This is a genomic window from Streptomyces sp. NPDC031121 (assembly GCF_055570615.1).
Genome location: NZ_JBVIGV010000002.1, coordinates 25,000 through 42,072, shown reverse-complemented (window position 1 = coordinate 42,072; position 17,073 = coordinate 25,000). Strand labels below are relative to the sequence as shown.

18 protein-coding genes are annotated in these 17,073 nt (G+C 76.5%); 9 read left to right on the top strand and 9 right to left on the bottom strand.

The features are described 5' to 3' along the window. The first annotated feature begins 242 nt into the window (after positions 1–242). Both ACZ462_RS03605 and ACZ462_RS03600 read left to right on the top strand, forming a co-directional pair. The gene (locus tag ACZ462_RS03605) at positions 243–560 is read left to right on the top strand and encodes a hypothetical protein (protein WP_467805134.1); all 318 of its coding nucleotides are present in this window, start codon (positions 243–245) and stop codon (positions 558–560) included. Between the two features lie 83 nt (positions 561–643). Next, the gene (locus ACZ462_RS03600; protein WP_467805136.1) at positions 644–1,645 is read left to right on the top strand and encodes a hypothetical protein; all 1,002 of its coding nucleotides are present in this window, start codon (positions 644–646) and stop codon (positions 1,643–1,645) included. 17 nt (positions 1,646–1,662) lie between these two features. Here the strand turns inward: ACZ462_RS03600 and ACZ462_RS03595 are convergent, their stop codons facing one another. Together ACZ462_RS03595 and ACZ462_RS03590 are read right to left on the bottom strand one after the other, a co-directional pair. Then, positions 1,663–2,841 carry an alpha/beta hydrolase family protein gene (locus tag ACZ462_RS03595; RefSeq protein ID WP_467805137.1) on the bottom strand — a complete coding sequence of 393 codons (1,179 nt, stop codon included), beginning with the start codon at positions 2,839–2,841 and terminating at the stop codon, positions 1,663–1,665. Between the two features lie 211 nt (positions 2,842–3,052). Continuing rightward, positions 3,053–3,739, bottom strand: coding sequence for a spermidine synthase family protein (locus ACZ462_RS03590; RefSeq protein WP_467805138.1), 687 nt, complete (start codon positions 3,737–3,739; stop codon positions 3,053–3,055). A gap of 204 nt (positions 3,740–3,943) precedes the next feature. Here ACZ462_RS03590 and ACZ462_RS03585 point away from each other — a divergent pair, with 204 nt between their 5' ends. The 3 genes from ACZ462_RS03585 (at position 3,944) to ACZ462_RS03575 (ending at position 7,681) form a co-directional block, all read left to right on the top strand. After that, positions 3,944–5,275 (top strand): LCP family protein, encoded by a 1,332-nt coding sequence (locus ACZ462_RS03585; protein ID WP_467805139.1) that lies wholly within the window; start codon positions 3,944–3,946, stop codon positions 5,273–5,275. A gap of 46 nt (positions 5,276–5,321) precedes the next feature. Next, positions 5,322–5,792: a hypothetical protein gene (locus ACZ462_RS03580; RefSeq protein ID WP_467882758.1), complete on the top strand. Its 471-nt coding sequence runs from the start codon at positions 5,322–5,324 to the stop codon at positions 5,790–5,792. Between the two features lie 95 nt (positions 5,793–5,887). Beyond that, positions 5,888–7,681 (top strand): protein kinase domain-containing protein, encoded by a 1,794-nt coding sequence (locus ACZ462_RS03575; protein ID WP_467805141.1) that lies wholly within the window; start codon positions 5,888–5,890, stop codon positions 7,679–7,681. A 15-nt stretch (positions 7,682–7,696) separates the two neighbouring features. Here the strand turns inward: ACZ462_RS03575 and ACZ462_RS03570 are convergent, their stop codons facing one another. Next, positions 7,697–8,500 (bottom strand): hypothetical protein, encoded by an 804-nt coding sequence (locus tag ACZ462_RS03570; RefSeq protein ID WP_467805142.1) that lies wholly within the window; start codon positions 8,498–8,500, stop codon positions 7,697–7,699. A gap of 124 nt (positions 8,501–8,624) precedes the next feature. Further along, on the bottom strand, positions 8,625–10,049 hold the full coding sequence (locus ACZ462_RS03565; RefSeq protein ID WP_467805143.1) for a hypothetical protein: 1,425 nt from the start codon (positions 10,047–10,049) through the stop codon (positions 8,625–8,627). A 74-nt stretch (positions 10,050–10,123) separates the two neighbouring features. Here ACZ462_RS03565 and ACZ462_RS03560 point away from each other — a divergent pair, with 74 nt between their 5' ends. Further along, entirely contained in the window at positions 10,124–10,711 is a 588-nt protein-coding gene (locus tag ACZ462_RS03560) for a GNAT family N-acetyltransferase (protein ID WP_467805144.1), read from the top strand. Between the two features lie 18 nt (positions 10,712–10,729). Here the strand turns inward: ACZ462_RS03560 and ACZ462_RS03555 are convergent, their stop codons facing one another. From ACZ462_RS03555 to ACZ462_RS03535, 5 genes are all read right to left on the bottom strand, one after another. Further along, on the bottom strand, positions 10,730–11,458 hold the full coding sequence (locus ACZ462_RS03555) for a restriction endonuclease (protein WP_467805145.1): 729 nt from the start codon (positions 11,456–11,458) through the stop codon (positions 10,730–10,732). Further along, positions 11,455–11,664 carry a hypothetical protein gene (locus tag ACZ462_RS03550; RefSeq protein WP_467805146.1) on the bottom strand — a complete coding sequence of 70 codons (210 nt, stop codon included), beginning with the start codon at positions 11,662–11,664 and terminating at the stop codon, positions 11,455–11,457. The genes ACZ462_RS03555 and ACZ462_RS03550 overlap by 4 nt, the downstream gene beginning before the upstream one ends. Before the next feature lie 216 nt (positions 11,665–11,880). Next, entirely contained in the window at positions 11,881–12,138 is a 258-nt protein-coding gene (locus ACZ462_RS03545; RefSeq protein ID WP_467805148.1) for a hypothetical protein, read from the bottom strand. Then, positions 12,125–12,400, bottom strand: coding sequence for a DUF6400 family protein (locus tag ACZ462_RS03540; RefSeq protein WP_467805149.1), 276 nt, complete (start codon positions 12,398–12,400; stop codon positions 12,125–12,127). The genes ACZ462_RS03545 and ACZ462_RS03540 overlap by 14 nt, the downstream gene beginning before the upstream one ends. A 194-nt stretch (positions 12,401–12,594) precedes the next feature. Further along, a complete protein-coding gene (locus ACZ462_RS03535) occupies positions 12,595–13,122 on the bottom strand; it encodes a hypothetical protein (protein ID WP_467805150.1) in 528 nt (175 codons plus the stop codon). Between the two features lie 433 nt (positions 13,123–13,555). On the opposite strand from ACZ462_RS03535, the gene ACZ462_RS03530 reads away from it, so the two are divergent. The 3 genes from ACZ462_RS03530 (at position 13,556) to ACZ462_RS03520 (ending at position 17,069) form a co-directional block, all read left to right on the top strand. Next, entirely contained in the window at positions 13,556–14,878 is a 1,323-nt protein-coding gene (locus ACZ462_RS03530; RefSeq protein ID WP_467882755.1) for an FAD-dependent monooxygenase, read from the top strand. Beyond that, the gene (locus ACZ462_RS03525; protein ID WP_467805152.1) at positions 14,875–15,891 is read left to right on the top strand and encodes a hypothetical protein; all 1,017 of its coding nucleotides are present in this window, start codon (positions 14,875–14,877) and stop codon (positions 15,889–15,891) included. The genes ACZ462_RS03530 and ACZ462_RS03525 overlap by 4 nt, the downstream gene beginning before the upstream one ends. Positions 15,892–16,034: 143 nt before the next feature. Continuing rightward, positions 16,035–17,069, top strand: a complete 1,035-nt coding sequence (locus ACZ462_RS03520) for a quinone oxidoreductase family protein (RefSeq protein WP_467805187.1) — start codon at positions 16,035–16,037, stop codon at positions 17,067–17,069. The last annotated feature ends 4 nt before the right edge of the window (positions 17,070–17,073 follow it).

Genomic DNA, 17,073 nt, shown 5'->3' with positions numbered 1-17,073 from the left:
CGCGGCGGGGCCGTGACCCGCCTGCGGAACCATCCGGTGTGCCCGGGGGAACCCCCGTGCCCCCGCCTCCTCGGCGCACGCCGAAAGCTGACGTGCAGTCATGATGATGGAACATCAGTACGCCAGTCGCCAAATCTGCCAAAGATATCCGGCCAGTCAGACGATATTCAACAACTTTTCTGTTTCTTTCGGTGGCGGTGGGCACCGGTGGCCGAGGCGGAGGGGCGTTCTAAGCTCGTCCGATGACGGAGAACGAGATCAAACTGAAGGCCATCGCCGCGCTCACCGCCCTCCGCTCCGGGGCCGACGCCGGGTTCGTCTCCGACGTGCTGGCCGAGGTCATGCCCACCCAGTTCGTTGTCCCGGCGGACGCCAGTGCCCAGGAGGTCGGCATGGCCGTCCTGGAGCAGATGTCCGAGCCGCTGAGCGCGCTGGTGAACGGCTTCATCACCGCCTTCGACGCCCTCGCGGACGCCCACGACCAGGCCGACCCGCCGGTGTCGACGGAGCAGATCCTCCAGGACCTCGCCCTGGCCCTGGCCCGGGAGGACACCGACTGACGGAGCCGCTGTGCGGGCGCGCCCCCCGCCCGGTCGGCGGGTCGCGGGCGGCCGCGGCCGGGGCGGCGCCCCATGGTGGGGGCATGGACGTCGAAGCGGTGATGCGGGAGCTGTACGCACTCCACCCGGGCGGGTTCGTGGCGGCCAGGAACGCCTACGCGGCCCGGGCCAAGCGGGAGGGCGACCCGGAGGCCGCCCGCGCGCTGGCCGCGCTGCGCCGCCCGACGCTCGCGGCGTGGGCGGCGAACCTGCTGGCCGGCGCCGAGCCCGAACGGATGGCGGAGCTGCTGGAGTTGGGGGAGCGGCTGCGCAGTGCCCACCGCGAGCTGGACGGGCGCCGGATCCGGGAGCTGTCGGCCGAGCGGAACCGGCTGTCGGCGGTGCTGGCCCGCGCGGCGGCGGCGCTGGCGGAGGCGGCGGGGGAGCGGGGCGGCGAGGCGGTGGCCCGGGACGTCGAGGCCGTCCTGCACGGCCTGGCCGCCGACGAGGAGGCCGGCCGGGACTGGGCCGCGGGACGGCTGGCGCAGGCGCCGGCGCCCCGGCTCGGCTTCGAGGGGCTGGAGCCGGGTCCGGACGCACTGGCCGCCCTGACCCGCGCGGCGGCCGGCACGGCGGAGCGGGAGCCTGCCGGCGGGACCCCGGCGGCGGAGCCCGCACCCGCATCCCCCGCGCGTCACTGCGGGCGGAAGGAGGCGGAACCACCGCCGAAGCATGCCCCGGCCCCGGAGCCAGCCCCGGAGCCGGCGCGGGATGCCCTGGCCGAGCGGCGCACCGCCCGCCGGGAGGCCCGTGTCGAGGCGGCCCTGCGGGCGGTCGCCGCCGCCGAGGAGGAGCGGGAGCGGGCCCGGAGGGCGCTCACCGGGGCGGAGCAGGAGCGGGACCGGACCTCCGCGGCCGCGGAGGCGCTGCGCGGGGAACTGGCCCGGCTGCGGATCCGCCTGGAGGCCGCCGAGGAGGCCGCCGGAGCCGCCCGGTCCCGGCACCGGCGGGCCGAGCAGGCCCTGCACAAGGCGGAGCGCACGGCCGGCGCGGCCGCCCGCCGCCTGGACGCCGCCCGCACCGACGGCGCCGCGGGCGGCCCCTGAGCGTCCGCGCCCCCCGCTCACGGCTGGTGGAACCGCACCTCCGGATGGGCTGCGTCCGGCCCCTCCAGCAGGCGCTGCGGCTGCCCGCGCAGGTGCCGGTCGAAGAAGGCGGCGGTGTAGGCCCGGGTCACGGCGAGGGCGCGTTCGGCGGGGATGTCCCCGGCGGGCAGGCCGAAGTGCCGCTGGATGACGGGCCCGTCCGAGAAGCTGAAGTGGTCCGCCCCGGCCACCGTCAGCCACCGCTTCCAGCCGCCGAGCGCCTGCCAGGTGGTGTCCCAGGTCGTGTCGGCGCCTCCCGGGCGGTGCATGTCGTCGTCGGTGCCGAGCAGCATGAACGGCCGCCCTTGCAACCCGCCGGGCGGCAGGGTGTCCCAGAACGATCCGTCCATGTTGACGCCCGCGTCGATGCGCGGGTCGGCGAGCATGGCGGTGGCGGCGCTCGCGCCGCCGATGGAGTGGCCGGCCATGCCGATCCTCGAGGCGTCGATCGACGCGGCGTGCCGCCACGCCGGCGCGGGGCCGGTCAGCCGGTCCAGCAGGAACCGGGTGTCGGCGGCGCGGGCGGCGGTCACGGTGCCCCCCGGCACGCCGCCCTCGTCGAGGGCCTTGCACGCCGTGCAGGTCAGCAGCCGCCCGTCCGGGAGGGACGTGCCGGACGACTCGTAGGCGTGGTCGACGGACGCGACGACGTACCCGCGCGAGGCGAGGTCCTCGGCGAGGTTCGTGAGCGTGAACCGGGGCACCCCGAACCCGGGGGAGAGGACCACCAGCGGATGCCGCCCCGGTGCGGGACGCGCGTCCACCGCGCCGTGCGTGCGCAGCCGCGCCAACTCCCAGACCGCGGAAGGCCGGTCCGGCGCGCCGGCCGTCTTCAGCAGCTCCCGGGCCTCCGGCTCGGTGGCGTACGGCGCCGGCCGCCCCTGGGCGCGGCGGGCGGCCGGATAGTGCAGGGTCACCATCAGTTCGCGGCCGTCGGCGGCGGGCTCCCACGGGTCCTTGCGGGACCGGTCGACGAGGTGGAGCACCGTGCTCCCGACGCCGTGGGCGCCGGTGGGCGCGGGAAGCCGTATCCGGCCGTCGGAGGCGGCCGCGGGCCGGGCGGCGGCGTCGGGTGCGGCCGCCGCGGCGGCGGTCGCGGGTAAGGCGAGCGTGCAGGCGAGAGCGGCGGCCGCGGCCGCCCGGGTCAAGGTGCGCATGCCCGGACGCTACGGCCGCCGGGGGCGGGCCCGCGTCGCCCCCGGGGCTGAGGTGGCCGCCCGCGGCGTACTCCCCGGGGTGGACGGTCCGCGCCGGCCGCATCCGGGAGGCACCCGATCCGCGAAGTCCCCACGGGTCCCCTGCTCCAGTCGGCGGAGCAGGGGACCCGCCCGGTCCGCTGCGACCCGGCGGCGTGTCCCGGGCTCCGGCTCACGCCCTCCGGGCCAGGTGGACCGCGTCCGGGACCCCGCGTGCCACCGGGACCTCCTGCGTCCGCACGTCGTCGAACCCCGCTGCCCGCAGGGCTCCTTCGAACGCGGCGGACGGCTGCGCCGACCACACCGCCAGCACCCCGCCGGGCCGCAGCCTGTCCCGGCACGCCGCCAGGCCCGCGGGCGCGTACAGGCCGCGGTTGTCCTCGTCGACCGTCCAGTCCGGGCCGTTGTCGATGTCGAGGCACAGGGCGTCGTAGCGGTCGGCGGAGCCGGTCAGGTGGGCGACCAGGTCGGTGTGCAGGATCTCGGTGCGCGGGTCGGCCAGCGCCTCGGCCGACACCTCGGCGAGCGGCCCGCTGCGGTGCCAGTCGACGACCGCCGCCTCGCGCTCCACGACGGCGATCCGGCCCCAGTGCGGCCGGCGGGCCGCGTGGGCCAGCGAGAACCCGACGCCCAGGCCCCCGATCAGCAGGTCCGGGCGGGAGCCGGGCGGCGGGTCGAGCGCCAGGTACGCGGCGTCGACGAGCAGCCGCTCGGAGCGCCCGTCCGAGGTGTCCATCAGGAAGCAGCCGTTCGCGATGATCTCGTACGTGGTGCCGCGCCGGCGCAGCACCACCTCCCCGTAGGGGCCCTCGCGCCGGTCCAGCGTCTCGGGGATCTCCGGTGTCGCAGGTGCGGTCATACGAGTCCCAACGACGCACCCCCGGGGCCCGTTCCCGCCTCCGGCGGCGCGGCCGACCACGGCCTGGACGCCCCCCCGGACCGTCGCGGCCGCGCCGCCCCTGCCCGGCGGCGCGCGCTCCGCTCCCGGCGCGTAGCGCCGCCCCCGCCCTCGCCGACCACTACTGTCTGCCATGTCCGAGAAGAACCGTTACGGGGGTTTAGGTTGCGTAAATTCACAGTTGCCCTGACCCTGCTGGCGACGCTCGCCACGGGCTCCTCCCTCACCGCCGAGGCGCGCCCCGCCGCCGGCGGCCCGGCCGGAGCCCCCGGCCGGGGCACCAACATCCTCGTCGTCGGCATCGACAGCCGCACCGGCATCTCGGCCGCCGACAAGCGGCGGTTGAACGTCGGCGGCACGGGATGCAACTGCACCGACGTGATGATGCTCGTCCACCTCTCCGCCGACGAGCGCCGCGCCAGCGTCGTCTCCATCCCCCGCGACTCCTACGTCGCCTACGCGCAGGACACCGAACCGGCCCGGCTCGGCAAGATCAACGGCGCGTACGCGCTCGGCGGCGCCGACATGGCCGTCCGCACCGTGGAGAAGGCCACCGGCCTGCACATCGACCACTACCTCGAAACCGGCTTCCTCGGCTTCGAACAGGCCGTCGACGGCATCGGCGGCGGCGTCGTCTGCACCGACCGGCCCCTCAAGGACGACAACTCCGGGCTCGACATCCCCGCCGGCCTCCACCGCACCGACGGGCGCGGCACCCTCCAGTACGTCCGGGCCCGCCACATCAACCGCCCCGGCGACCTCGGCCGGGTCCGCCGCCAGCAGCGCACCGTCTCCGACCTGCTGAGCCGGCTCACCGCCGAGGGCGCCCTCACCGACCCGATCGGCGCCGCGCGCACCGTCCGCACCCTCCTGAAGTCCGTCCGCACCGACGCGGACACCGGCTTCGACGACCTCGTCCACCTCGCCTGGGCCCTGGGCCGGCTGAAGGCGCGGCAGACGGAGTTCGCGACCGTCCCCATCCGCGAGTTCGACCACCGGGTGCCCGGCGTGGGATCCACCCTGCTGTGGCACGAGGCCCGGTCCCGGGCGCTGTGGGCAGCGCTGGCTGCGGACCGGCCGATCACCGGCGACACCCGCATCCAGCCGGCCTACGAGGCGCCCGCCCGCAACAACCCGGCCGGGATCCGGCTGCGCGTCGACGACGCCGCGGTCGCGGCCGCCCTGCGCGCCGACGCGTTCGTCGTGACCGACACCTCCGCGGCGGCGCCCGCCGTCCGTCCGGCCGGGCCGCCGGTCATCCGGTACGCGCCGGGCCGGGAGGACGACGCGGCCACGGTCGCGGCAGCCCTGCCCGGCGCCCGCCTCCAGGCCGTCCCGGGCCACGGCACCGCCCTCGACGTGGCCGTCGGCAAGGACCCCGTCACCGTCCGGCACGTCACCTACGACCGGAACACCGTCGAGGGCGCCCCGGTCACCGGCGACACCCTCGGCTGCGCGGGCACCGTCGGCCTGCCGGCCAAACCCGCCGCCGGCTGAAAACGGCTTGGCGGCGGCGCGCACCGGGCCTACCGTCGGACCCGATATGGAGATGTCCTTCCGGAAGCTGCCGGACCGCCGCCACGAGATCCTCGTCCGCGCCCGCAAGGGCCCGGACGTCAGGCTGCCCGCCCGGCCCGTCGGCCCGACCATGCCGCACGACCTGGTCCACGCCGTCGTCGAGACCGCCCTCGGCATCGACGACGGCTTCTGGGGCGCCATGGCGCGCGGGGCCACGTTCCAGGGCTTCGAGCCGGTCGTCCCGGGCCGGCACCGCCGGTCCGGGACGAAGGTCCTGCGCCGCGGCGGCGACGCCGTGCTGGCCGCCGAACTCTCCGTGAACTGGGCGTACCGGGTGTGGCGCGGCCTGCCCGCCGAGGGCCGCGGCACCGGCCGCCCGCCGATCGGCCCGGACGCCCTGGCCCGCACCGGCCCGCGCCTCGACGCGGCGGCTGCCCGCTGGTCGGCGGTCCCCGAGGGCGGCGAACTCCTCTGGCGCTGGGGAACCGACCGGTAGGGCGACCGGAGGGAGAACCGCACCGCCCCCAAGTACCCTGTGGCGCACTGCACTTGTACCGACCACCGGGCAGCCGGAATCGCGGGGGAGCACACATGTGGGGACGGGGCACGGTCCTCGGGGACCGTTACGCGCTGACCGAGCGGATCGGCGGCGGCGGAATGGGCGAGGTGTGGCGCGCCGACGACCGCGTGCTCAGGCGGCAGGTCGCCGTGAAGGTCCTGCTCCCCGCCCTGCTCGACGCGCCCGGCTTCGCCGCCCGCTTCCGGCGCGAGGCCACCGTCCTCGCCTCGCTCAGCCACCCCGGCATCGTCGACGTCCACGACTACGGCGAGAGCCCCCTGGAGACGGGCGAGCGGGTTGCGTTCATCGTCATGGAGCTCATCGAGGGCCGCACCCTCGGCGAGGTCCGCACCCGGTCCGGTCCGCTCCCGCCCGAGCAGGCGCTCGACATCGCCGCCCAGGCCCTGGACGCGCTGCACGCCGCCCATTTGGGCGGGGTGACCCACCGCGACATCAAGCCGTCGAACCTGATGGTCGCCGAGGACGGTCGGGTGACCGTCACCGACTTCGGCATCGCCCGCTCCAGCGCGGCCACCACCAGCATCACCGACTCCCACGCCGTCCTCGGCACCGCCCTGTACATGGCGCCCGAGCAGGCCGAGGGCCTCGGCGCCATCGCCGCGTCCGACCTGTACTCCATGGGTGTCGTCTGCTTCGAACTGCTCACCGGTGAGCCGCCGTTCACCGGCGACTCGGTGATCGAGATCGCGCTCAAGCACGTCCGGGAGCCCGCGCCCGACCTCCCCGGCGAGTTCCCCGAGCCGGTACGCGCCTTCGTCGCCCGGGCGCTGGCGAAGGCGCCCGAGGAGCGGTACGCCGACGCCTCCGTGATGGCCGCGGCGGCCCGCCGGGCGGCGGCGGGCCGGCCGCTGGGCGAACTCGACGCACCGGCCGGGCCGGTCGTCGCCGCGGCCGCGCCGGACCGGGAGCCCGCTGGCGGTGAGCGGAAGAAGCGGTGGCGGAGGCTCCGGGTTCCGGCGGCCGTCGTCGTCCCGGTGTTCGTATCGGTCACGGTGACCGCCACGGTGGCGATCACGGTCCTGCAGGTGGCGCCGTGGGCGCGGGACTCCGAGGCGCGGGGCGCGGGCGCACAGCCCGCCGCGTCGGCCTCGGCCTCCGCCCCGGGCGGCGCGGCCCCCGGCACCACCGCCCCCGGCGGTACGCCGTCCCCTCCGTCCGCGTCGGCGGCCCCGCCGCCGGGCCAGGACCCCGCAGCCGGGCAGGGCGGCGGCAGCACCGGAGCGGCCCCCGGCGGCCCCGGAGGAGGAGGCCCGGCGCAGCCGCCCGCCCCGGGCGGGGCCGCCGCGGGCGGCTCCCCGAGCGGCGGCAGCCCCTCGGGCGGCGGAACCCCGTCCGGCGGCGGCAGCCCGTCGGGCGGAACCCCGTCCGGCGGCGGCTCGGGCTCGACCCCGCCCCAGGGCTGCGGCGGCGGCGTCTGGGGCGCCATCACCAACGTCGGCGACGGCCTCAAGGTCGGCCTGGCCTCCACCAGCCAGGCGTCGGGGACGAAGGTGGTCATGGGCGGCACCACGGCCTTCGGCTGGGTGTACGAGCGCGGCAGCTACGAAAGCTTCCGCGTGTGCTCCTCCGGCGGCCAGCCCCTCGCCCGCGCCCTCACCCACTTCGGCGAGACGGTACGCGTCGAACTGGGCGGCGCGGGCGGCGGGCTCTGGTGGAATCTGGAGCGCGTCCCCTCCTCGAGCGCCTACACCATCAAGGACATCGCCTTCCAGGGCGGCTGCCTGACGGCCAACGGCCCCGGCCAGCAGCTCACGGTCACCCCCTGCACCCCGAACAACAAGTCCCAGCAGTGGCGGGTCCCCTGAGCCCGTCCGCGACGGTCAGGTCGCGGCGGGTGTGTGGGGCGCTGCCGCGACCCGGGCCATGGCCCGGAGCCTCGTGAAGTAGGAGGCGCAGTACTCCTCGTTGAGGAGCGGAACGATCCTGTCGAGGGCGGCGATGCAGCGCCAGAGGGCGGCGATGCCGTTGTCGTCGAGGCCGCCCGACAGCTCGCTCCGCACGAGGCCCGCGACGTCGGCGTCCAGGAGGACCAGGTCCACACCGTCGAAGCCCACGCCGCGGAAGCCGTCGGGGAACGGTGCGTGCAGGTGGTCGTCCCACAGCCGGTCGAGGCCTGCCGTGCCTCCGTCGGCGGTTGCCGCCTCCGGCGAGGGCGCAGGGCGGAGGAGCAGCGGGACGGCGTCGAAGACGGCACGCACCATGTCGACCGCCCGCAGCGGGTGGAGGGCCGCACTTGACGCGGCGCCCTGCGCGAGTTCGTCCCACAGGAGCCGGCCGCGGTCGAGTTCGGCGGCGAGCCCGGCCGTGATGAGCCCGGCGTCCGCGGCCCGCGTGAGGAGGACGCGGAGCGGTTCCTTCACGCCGAGACGCTCCGCGAGGACGTGCTCCAGGGCGAACAGCGCATGCGTGACGGCCACGGTGGCGAACTCGTACCGGTAGAAGGAGTGCCGGATGAGCTCGCGGGACGTCTCCATCGCGCTCATGGCGTACATCGACGCGCCGCCGGGCAGCACCAGGCCGGCCACCAGGTCGTCCATGTCCGCATAGTCGAGGACGAAGTCGAGGCCTCGCGGGTCCCGTACCGGCAGGCGGTGCGGGTCGCGCGGCGGGCGAAGGGTGTTCACCGGGGCAGTCTCGCCGCCGGAAGGCTGCCGGTGCCACCGGATTCGCCGGGCCGGAGCCTGCGCCGGACGCCGGCTGCCCGCCGGAGCCCGCCCGTGGGCACCCGGCGAGCCGCGACGCCGCGCCTCACGCCGAGGCGGTGAGGGCCGTGCGGAGGCGGCGGGCCTCGCGGGTGGAGGGGGCCGAGCCCGGGCGGGCCGCGAGGGCGTCGACGGCGGGTACGGTGCCGCGGGCGCCGCAGCCCGCCGCGCAGTCCGCGGCGAGGGCCAGCAGCGGCACGTGCGGCCGTACGGGCCCTCCCGCGGCGGGCGCCGCCAGCAGCTCCGGGAGGGCCGCGGCCACCACCGGCCACACGGCGGCCGCGCCGCCCGGGGCTTCCGCCGCCTGCCGGAGGGACGCCGTGACCACCGGGAGCTTCAGCGTGCCGAGGAGCACCAGCCGGGCCAGGTGGCCGCCCAGCAGCGCCCCGTCGAGGCGGCCCCGCGCGGCCAGTTCGGCCAGGGCCTCCACCGCCGCGGCGCGGCCGGAGTCGGGCCGTGCCCCGAGTCCGTACGCCACGGCCAGGTGCACGGCGGGCCCGGCCGGGCCCGCGCTGCGGGCGAGTGCCGGCAGGAAGTCGGGGCTGCCGTCGCTGCTGCTGTTCTGGTCGGCGGTCGCCGCGACCTGCGTCAGCAGGCGCGAGGCCACGATCTCCGGATGCCAGGGCAGCGCGGCGGCGGCATGCCGCTCCCGGGACCGCAGCAGCAGGTGGGTGCAGCCGATCAGCGGCTCGAAGCGGCGGAACACCGCCCAGAACGGCCGCGGGAAGTCCCCCCGCCCGGCGAGCTCCCCGGTCCCGACGAGGATCCGGCGCCCCACGCGGGCCCGCCGCCTCCGGCTCGGCGGTTCCGGCTCCCCCGCCTCCCGCTCCACGGAGAGCTCGGGCTGGGGCAGCCCCCCGGCGCGCAGCCATGCGGCGACCCGCGGCCCCTCCGGCAGCTCCAACTCCTCGGCGGCCGCCACCACATCGGCGTCGGCGGGCCCCCCGCCGCACCGCAGCAGCGCCTGCCCGAGGTCGGCGGGCCCGGGCCGGGCGCCCGCCTGCTCGTACTCCGTCAGCCGCATCACCAGCTCGCGCGGATCCACCGTGCCGTCCGCGCGGTCGGACGTGGCCAGCAGCATCGGCACCGCCACCCCGCGGCGCAGCAGGGAGCACACCTCCCCGGCCCGGGCCGCGAGCACCAGGTCGACCGCCTCGTGCTGGCAGGTCTCCAGCCAGCGCGGCGCCTCCGCGGGGCCCGCCTCGACCGGGCCCGCCGCGCTGCGGACCACCGCGAGGAGCCGCCTCGCGGCAGCCGCGGGCGGCTGGTAGGGGCCGGGCCACTGCTCCACGACCGGCCGCAGGGCCGCAGCGAGCGCGCCCCGGTCCCGTCCGGCCAGGCGGACGACCGCATCGAGCAGCGCCTCGTACTCGACCACGGTGCCGCCGCCCCCGCCGATCAGCTCGCCGGCCGCCCGCGCCACCGCCTCCGCCGAACGGCGGCCGACCGGCGCGCCACCCCAGATGTCCACCCGCACCCTCCCCCGATCCTGTGCCGTGCCCATGGTGCGGCGACGCTAACAGGCCCCGCTGACATCATGATCGGATGCATTCGATACCGCCCGTTCTCCCCGCAGGCGCCATGGGATCGGCCGACCAGCCGGAGTTCCCCCTCCGCGACGGTTTCCTGCTGCGCCCCTGGCAGGGGACCGACGCAGACGCGCAGGCCCTGGCGGACTCCTGCCGCGACCCCGGCATCCGGCACTGGAACCGGCCCGAGGAGCTGTCTCCCGCGACGGCCCGCGAGAAGATCGCGCAGTGGGGCCGGCGCTGGCGCGCCGAGGAGGCGGCGGTCTGGGCGCTCGCCCCGTCCTCAGGCGGCCGCCCCGTGGGCCTCGTCGGGCTGGGCGACGTCGACCTGGCGGGCGGCAGCGCCGAGTTCGTGTACTGGCTGCTGCCCGAGGGCCGCGGGCACGGCGTCACGGCTGCCGCCGTCGCCCGCGTCAGCCGGTGGGCCCTGGACGAACTGGGCCTGCACCGGCTGAGGATCACCCACTCCGTCAGGAACGAGGCGTCCTGCCGGGTCGCCCTCCGGGCGGGCTTTCCGCTGGAGGGCACGATGCGCAGCGCCCTCCTCCACGCCGACGGCTGGCACGACGAGCACCTGCACGCCCGTATCCACGGCGACGCCTGACCCGGAGGCGCTCCCGGACTACGAGCGCGGGCTCGGGCGGCGGGACGGGGGGACGGCGCGCAGGACTTCCCACAGGGGGAGCGAGCCGGAGGCCCAGACGGCCAGGGTGTGGCGGTCCACGACGTGCAGGCGCTGCTGCGCGGCGAAGGCCACCGCCGGTCCGGTGACCCGGCCGTTGGTCACGATCACCGCGACGTCGGCGCCGTGTACCTGGCGGGCGGTGCCGTTGAGGACCTGGAGGTCCGGCGTGCCCACCGCCGAGCCGTCCAGGCCTTTGGCGCGGTGCTTGCACTGGATCACCCAGCGCCGGCCGAAGGGGTCGGTGGCCTTCACGTCGGCGCCCAGGTCGCCGCCGCCCCCGACCCGGACGGCGTCCCGGCAGCCGTCCCGGCGCATCAGGTCGCGTACGGCGTCCTCGAAGCGGGAGTGGTGCAGGGCGTCGAGCTGGGGCAGCCCGTAGCGCAGCCCGTGCGCGCGGACCGCCTCCCACCGTGCCCGCTGCCGCACCTGGTGGAGCCGGGCGGCGGCGGCCGCCACCGCGAGGACGCCGAGAGCGGTCAGCACCCATGGGCGGGCCAGCAGCCAGTCGACCACGGCCGCCACGACGGCCAGGATCCCGGCCGCGGCGGGGAGGAGGCCGGTCGTGCGGTCCCGGGCGCGCTGCCGCCGGGCGGGCCCGCGGGGGCGCCGCCGTGCCGGCGGGCGCCTGCCCCCCGCCGTTCGCGGCCTGCGCGGGCGGGAGCTCATCGGCTGGCCTGCGTGACGCTGCCGGCCACCTGTCCCAGGACGTCCAGGATGCCCCGGCCGATCGGTGTGGGGGCCAGCAGGACGCCCAGCGCCAGGATGATGACGGCCGTGGTCCGCTCCTCGACCCGGCTGCGGGCCTGCGTACGCCGGCGCAGGCGGAAGAAGACGACGACCGCCAGCAGCACGGCCACGTTGATCGTCAGCAACCGTCCACACCTCCCCGAGACCACCGGCCGTGATGGCCGCGAGCCGCACCGGACCCTTCTCCAGCTTCTAGCCGGGCGGGACGGCGGCCCGTCGCCCTTTGGCGGCGTATGGCACGAAGCTGTCGGGTTTGGCCGGATCGCGTGGGGTCGGGCCGTCGCCGTGTACGGACGGCCGTCCGGCTGTCGTACGCGCGTCCCCCTGGGCGGGGCGCCGGGTCAGAGGTTCGGGAGGATGCCGGAGAGGCGGTCCCAGCGGGAGCGGGTCGCGCCGAAGCCCGTCTCGTGCACCCACACGCGGGTGCACCCCGGGCACTGGAGGTGGAGCAGGCTGCCGGTGTTCGTCAGCAGGTAGCGCCAGTGGTCCGGGCACGTACGCCGCTCGGCGCACGGCGCGCACCCGCGTGCGTCGTCGCAGCCCGGGCAGGGAACCCAGGCGCGGCGGCCCGGGTCGGCCTGCGGATCAAGCGGCAGCACGGCCGCCGCCCGGACGGCGGGGGAGCACCCCGGCGGCGACCAGCTCGTCGTACATCCGCCGCTGGTCGGCGTCCAGGCCCGAGTACAGCAGGTCGTACGCCTGCTCCTCGCCGCGCAGCACCTCCACCGGGTCCCAGTCGGGCCCGAGGGCGGCGAGGACCTGGGCGCGCCGCTGCATCTCCTGCGCGGTCAGGTCGACGTCGAAGCCGGTGAGGGCGCCGGGGCCGGGTTCCGGGGCTGGGTTCTGGTCGTGGGGGGCCATGCCCAGGAACTTAGGTATGCCTTCCTTCCTTCGTCAAGGGAGGGTGGGCGGAGTCACAGCGCGGCTCGCGGCGGGCGCCGCACCGCACGGGGCTCCCCGCCTCGGGCCGGGCGGCAGGCGCACGGACGGGCGGGGAGCCCAGGGGCAGGGAGGGGGCGGGGGAGGCGGGGCCGCGGGGGCCGGGCGGCCTGCGGTCACCGTTCCGCGGCGGCCACGGGGACCGGCGGGCGGGACAGGCGCGTGAGGGCCGTCTCCGCGCGGTTCGCCTTCAGGGCCTCGTAGGCGAGGCGGAGCGCCTCGGCGCGGACGGGGCGCCGGGCCGCGCAGGCCGAGAGGTCGCCGGTGCACTGGAGCTCCCACCGGGGGAAGCGGCGCCGCGACGTGGCGACGGGGGCGCTGGGCGCGAAGTACAGCATGGTGGTGTTCTCGTGCGGGTTGTGCGCCGAGCCCTCGTAGACCATGAGCCCGGCGGTCTCCAGCCGGTCCGCGAGCCGGACGAGGACGGGCTCCTCGGCGCGGGCCATGAACAGCCCGACGTGGTTCTCGAACCCGTGGACGCGCTCCTCGGCGCTCACGTCGTCCTTGTAGCCGGGGCTGCACCGGGGGAAGAGGAAGACCTCGACCTCGGGTGCCGGGCCGGACGTGACGCGCAGCCGCGTCACCCGTATGTCGGTGTCCTCCGGAAGCCAGTGACGCTCCACCAGACGGCGCTTGACCAGCACGCTAGGTATGGTGGCCGAGGCAGCCCACCCGTTCTCCGCAAAGTACGCGAGAGCGGAATCCACTGTTTCGGGGAACAGTAGGGTCGCACAATGCGAAACGGAACAACCGCTCTTGATTTCCCGTCGGAGTTCGCCGGGCATCCAGGGCGGCAGGAGGGTGTCCAGCGATTTGTGGGAGGCATGGAGGGCGTAGTCAACAGCATGCTGGAGCCGCTGGACGTCGCACGGTTCGAACGTAACGTCATGCATGTCGCAGCCTTTCTGTTGCCGACACCTCGATTAAAGCCATGTCACCCGTCAGGAGGCACTCGGCCGTACTCTGAACGGGTGAGGGCGAGTTATTGACCTGCACGCCTTCACTTCGCCCGAACGCGGCGGCCGAGCCTTTCGGACATCCGCCGAAGTCTGCGGGCAGGGGTCTTTCTCGGGAGGTATGGGAATGTCTCTGGTCGGCACGCGGAATCCTCCGCGCATCCTCATAGCCGGCGCCGGAATCGGCGGATTGACGACCGCACTGAGTCTTCATGCGGCGGGACTGGACAACGTGCGGATCGTGGAGGCGTGCCCGAATCTCAGGGCCGTCGGGGCGGGAATCAACCTGCAGCCCGCAGCCGTCCGCGAACTCACCGAACTCGGCCTGGGACAAGCCCTCGACGACTGCGCCGTGGCCACCGGCCGCCTGCAGTTCCACCACCGCTACGGCGGCCTGATCTGGTCCGAGCCCCGCGGCCGCGACGCCGGCTACCACTGGCCGCAGTACTCGGTGCACCGCGCGGCCCTCCAGGAGCTGCTCCTCGCCGCCGTGCGCGAACGCCTGGGCCCCCAGGCCCTCTCCACGGGCCGCAGGCTCCTCCGCTACGAGCACCACGGCCGCCCGGACCGAGGCCGGGAAGCCGCCCCGGCCGGCGTCCTCGCCTTCCTGGAGGGGGAGCCCGAGCCCCTCGCCTGCGACCTCCTCATCGGCGCCGACGGCATCAACTCGGCCGTACGGGCCACGATGTACCCCGACGAGGGACCGCCCCTGCGCAACGGCATATCCATGTGGCGCGGAGTCACCGAGGCGCCGCCCTTCCTCGACGCCCGCACCATGGTCATCATCGGCTGCAACGCGCGCGTCAAGGCCGTCGTCTACCCCGTCACCAGGCCCGGCCCGGGCGGCCGCTGCCTCCTCAACTGGGTCGTCGAGGCCCGCACGGCCGACGACCCGGCCGCGGACGACCCGCGCGGCGGCGCCGACTGGGACCGCTCCGTCCCGCCCGACGAGGTCCTCGCCCACCTCGACGGCTGGCGCAGCGACTTCCTCGACCTGCACGCCGTCGTCTCCGCGGCGCCCCTCATCGGGCGCTACCCGATGATCGACCGCGACCCGCTGCCCACCTGGCGGGACGGCCGCGCCGTCCTGCTCGGCGACGCCGCCCACCCCGTCTACCCGACCGGCTCCAACGGCGCCTCGCAGGCCATCGTCGACGCCCGCGTCCTCGCCTGGGCGCTTGCCCGCCACGACGTGGACCAGGCCCTCGCCCGGTACGAGGCCACCCGCCTGCCGCAGACCACCCTCGTCCTGGGGGCGCACCGCCGCCTCGAACCCGACCCGGTGCTCCGGCAGGTGGAGGCCCTCGCCCCCGACGGCTTCCGCGACATCCGCCACGTGCTGCCCGACGACCGGCTCGACGACATCCGCTCGTGCACACGGCAGGTCACCGGCGTCGACGCCGCCGCGCTCAACGAGCGGTCCTCCTGGAGCGTGACCGCATGACCGCCCGCCGCACGGGCGGCGCCCGACCCGCCGGGCCGGCGGCCGCCGGGCTGGCCGGCGCCGCCGTCCTGCTCGCGGCCCTGCTGCCCGCCCTCGCCCAGCCCCCGGCCGCCGCGACGACCGAGGCCCGCCCCGCGGCCGCGGCGGGCACCGCCGACTGCACCGGGGAGGGGGTGGTCGCCTCCGACGGCGGGCGCACCTGCACCCGGTACGGGCCCGCCGCCCGGCTCGGCCGCGGCACCGTCCGCACGTACACCGAATACGCCGGCGGGGTCCCCAAGGCGCTCGGCGTGTCCCTCGGCGCGGCGGCGCTCACCGCCCTCCCCTCCGCCCCCACCGACGGCCGGCACTGCCACGACGCCGACGGCGACGGCAGCACCGACACCCGCCACGAGTGCGTCGGCGGCCACAGCCTCGAACTGGGCCTGCCCGCCGCACCGCCCGACGCTCCCGCACTGCCGTACCGGTGGGCCCTGTTCAACTGGAACCCGCACGGCCACAGCCCGCACGGCCGCTACGACGTCCCCCACTTCGACGTGCACTTCTACCTCGTCCCCCGCGAGGTCCGCGCCGCGATCCGGACCGGCAGCTGCGCCCTCCTCATCGACTGCGGGCAGCTCGCCGAGGCGGCCGAGCCGGTCCCGGCCGCCTACCTGCCCGCCGGGTACCCGGCGAGCAGCCCGCAGACCGCCGAGGGCGCCATGGGCGCCCACCTCGACAGCCGCCCGCCGACCTCGGGCACGCTCAGCGGCCAGACGTTCATCTACGGCGCGTACGGCGGCGAGATCGTCTTCATGGAGCCCATGCTCACCAAGGACTTCCTGCTGCGGCACCGCACACCGGCCGGGCGCAGCACCTGCGAGCCCGTGCCCCAGCCGGCGGCCTGGCGGATCCCGGGCTGGTACCCCACCCGGTACTGCACCGCCTACCGGCCCGCCGAACGCGACTACACCGTCTCCCTGACGGACTTCGCTCCCTCGGCCGGCCTGCGCGGCCTCGCCGCCGCCCCCTGACACCCGCGGCACCCCGGGGGCCGCCGCCCGACCCGGAGGCGGCCCCCGGGCGGACCGCGTGGCGCAGCGGCGGCCCACGGCGGACAGCAGCCACAATCGGACTGTCGCCTATGCCGTCTTGTCACCCTTTGGGGGGCTTGTCCATGTACGCAGCCGTCGTCCACGCCCTGGGAGAACCACCCCGGTACGCAACGGTGCCCGAACCGGCCCCCGCCGCCGGCGAGGTCGTCGTGGAGGTACTGGCCGCGGCGCTGTACCCGCTCGTGCGCTCCTTCGCCTCGGGCGGCCACTACACCGGCGCCACGGCGCTGCCGCTCGTCCCCGGCTTCGACGCGGTCGCCCGCACCGCCGGGGGCGAACTCGTCTACGTCCCCGGGCTGGAGCCCCCGCACGGCACCATGGCCGAACGCATCGCCGTGCCCGCCACCGCCCTGATGCCCCTGCCCGACGGGCTCGACCCCGTCGCCGTCGCAGCCGCAGTCAACCCGGCCTCGTCCGCCTGGATCGCGCTGCGCGAGCGCGGCCGGCTCCGCACGGGGGAGTCCGTCCTCGTGCTCGGCGCCACCGGCAACGCCGGCCGCGCCGCGGTCCGCATCGCGCGCGACCAGGGGGCGGGCACCGTCGTCGCGGCCGGTCGCGACCCCCGGTCGCTGCGGCGCACCGAGGAACTCGGAGCCGACCGCACCGTGTCGCTGACCGGGGCGGACGAGGACGTCGCCGCCGCGTTCGGCGCCGCGGCGGCCGATGCCGACCTCGTCCTGGACTACCTGTGGGACCGGCCCGCCGAGCTGGCCCTCGACGGCATCCTCCGTCACCGGGCCGACCTCGCGCGGCCCCTGCGCTGGGTGCAGGTCGGCTCGGCCGCAGGCGCCGACATGACGCTTCCGTCCGCCTGGCTGCGCAAGGCGGACGTCCAGGTCTGCGGCAGCGGGCTCGGCTCCCTCTCCGGCGCGCGCCGCAACGCCAGCCTGCGCGAACTGCTCGACCGGCTGCCCTCCCTGGAACCCACCACGGAACCCGTCGCCGTACCGCTGGCCGACGTGGAGACGGCCTGGCAGGCCCCGCTGCGCCCCGGCACCCGTATCGTGTTCACCACCCCCGCGGCCGAAGCGGACCCCGCCGCCGACACCCGCCGCCGGGCCGCTGCCGAGGACGCCGGCGCGCGCGAAGCCGTCTGAGGAC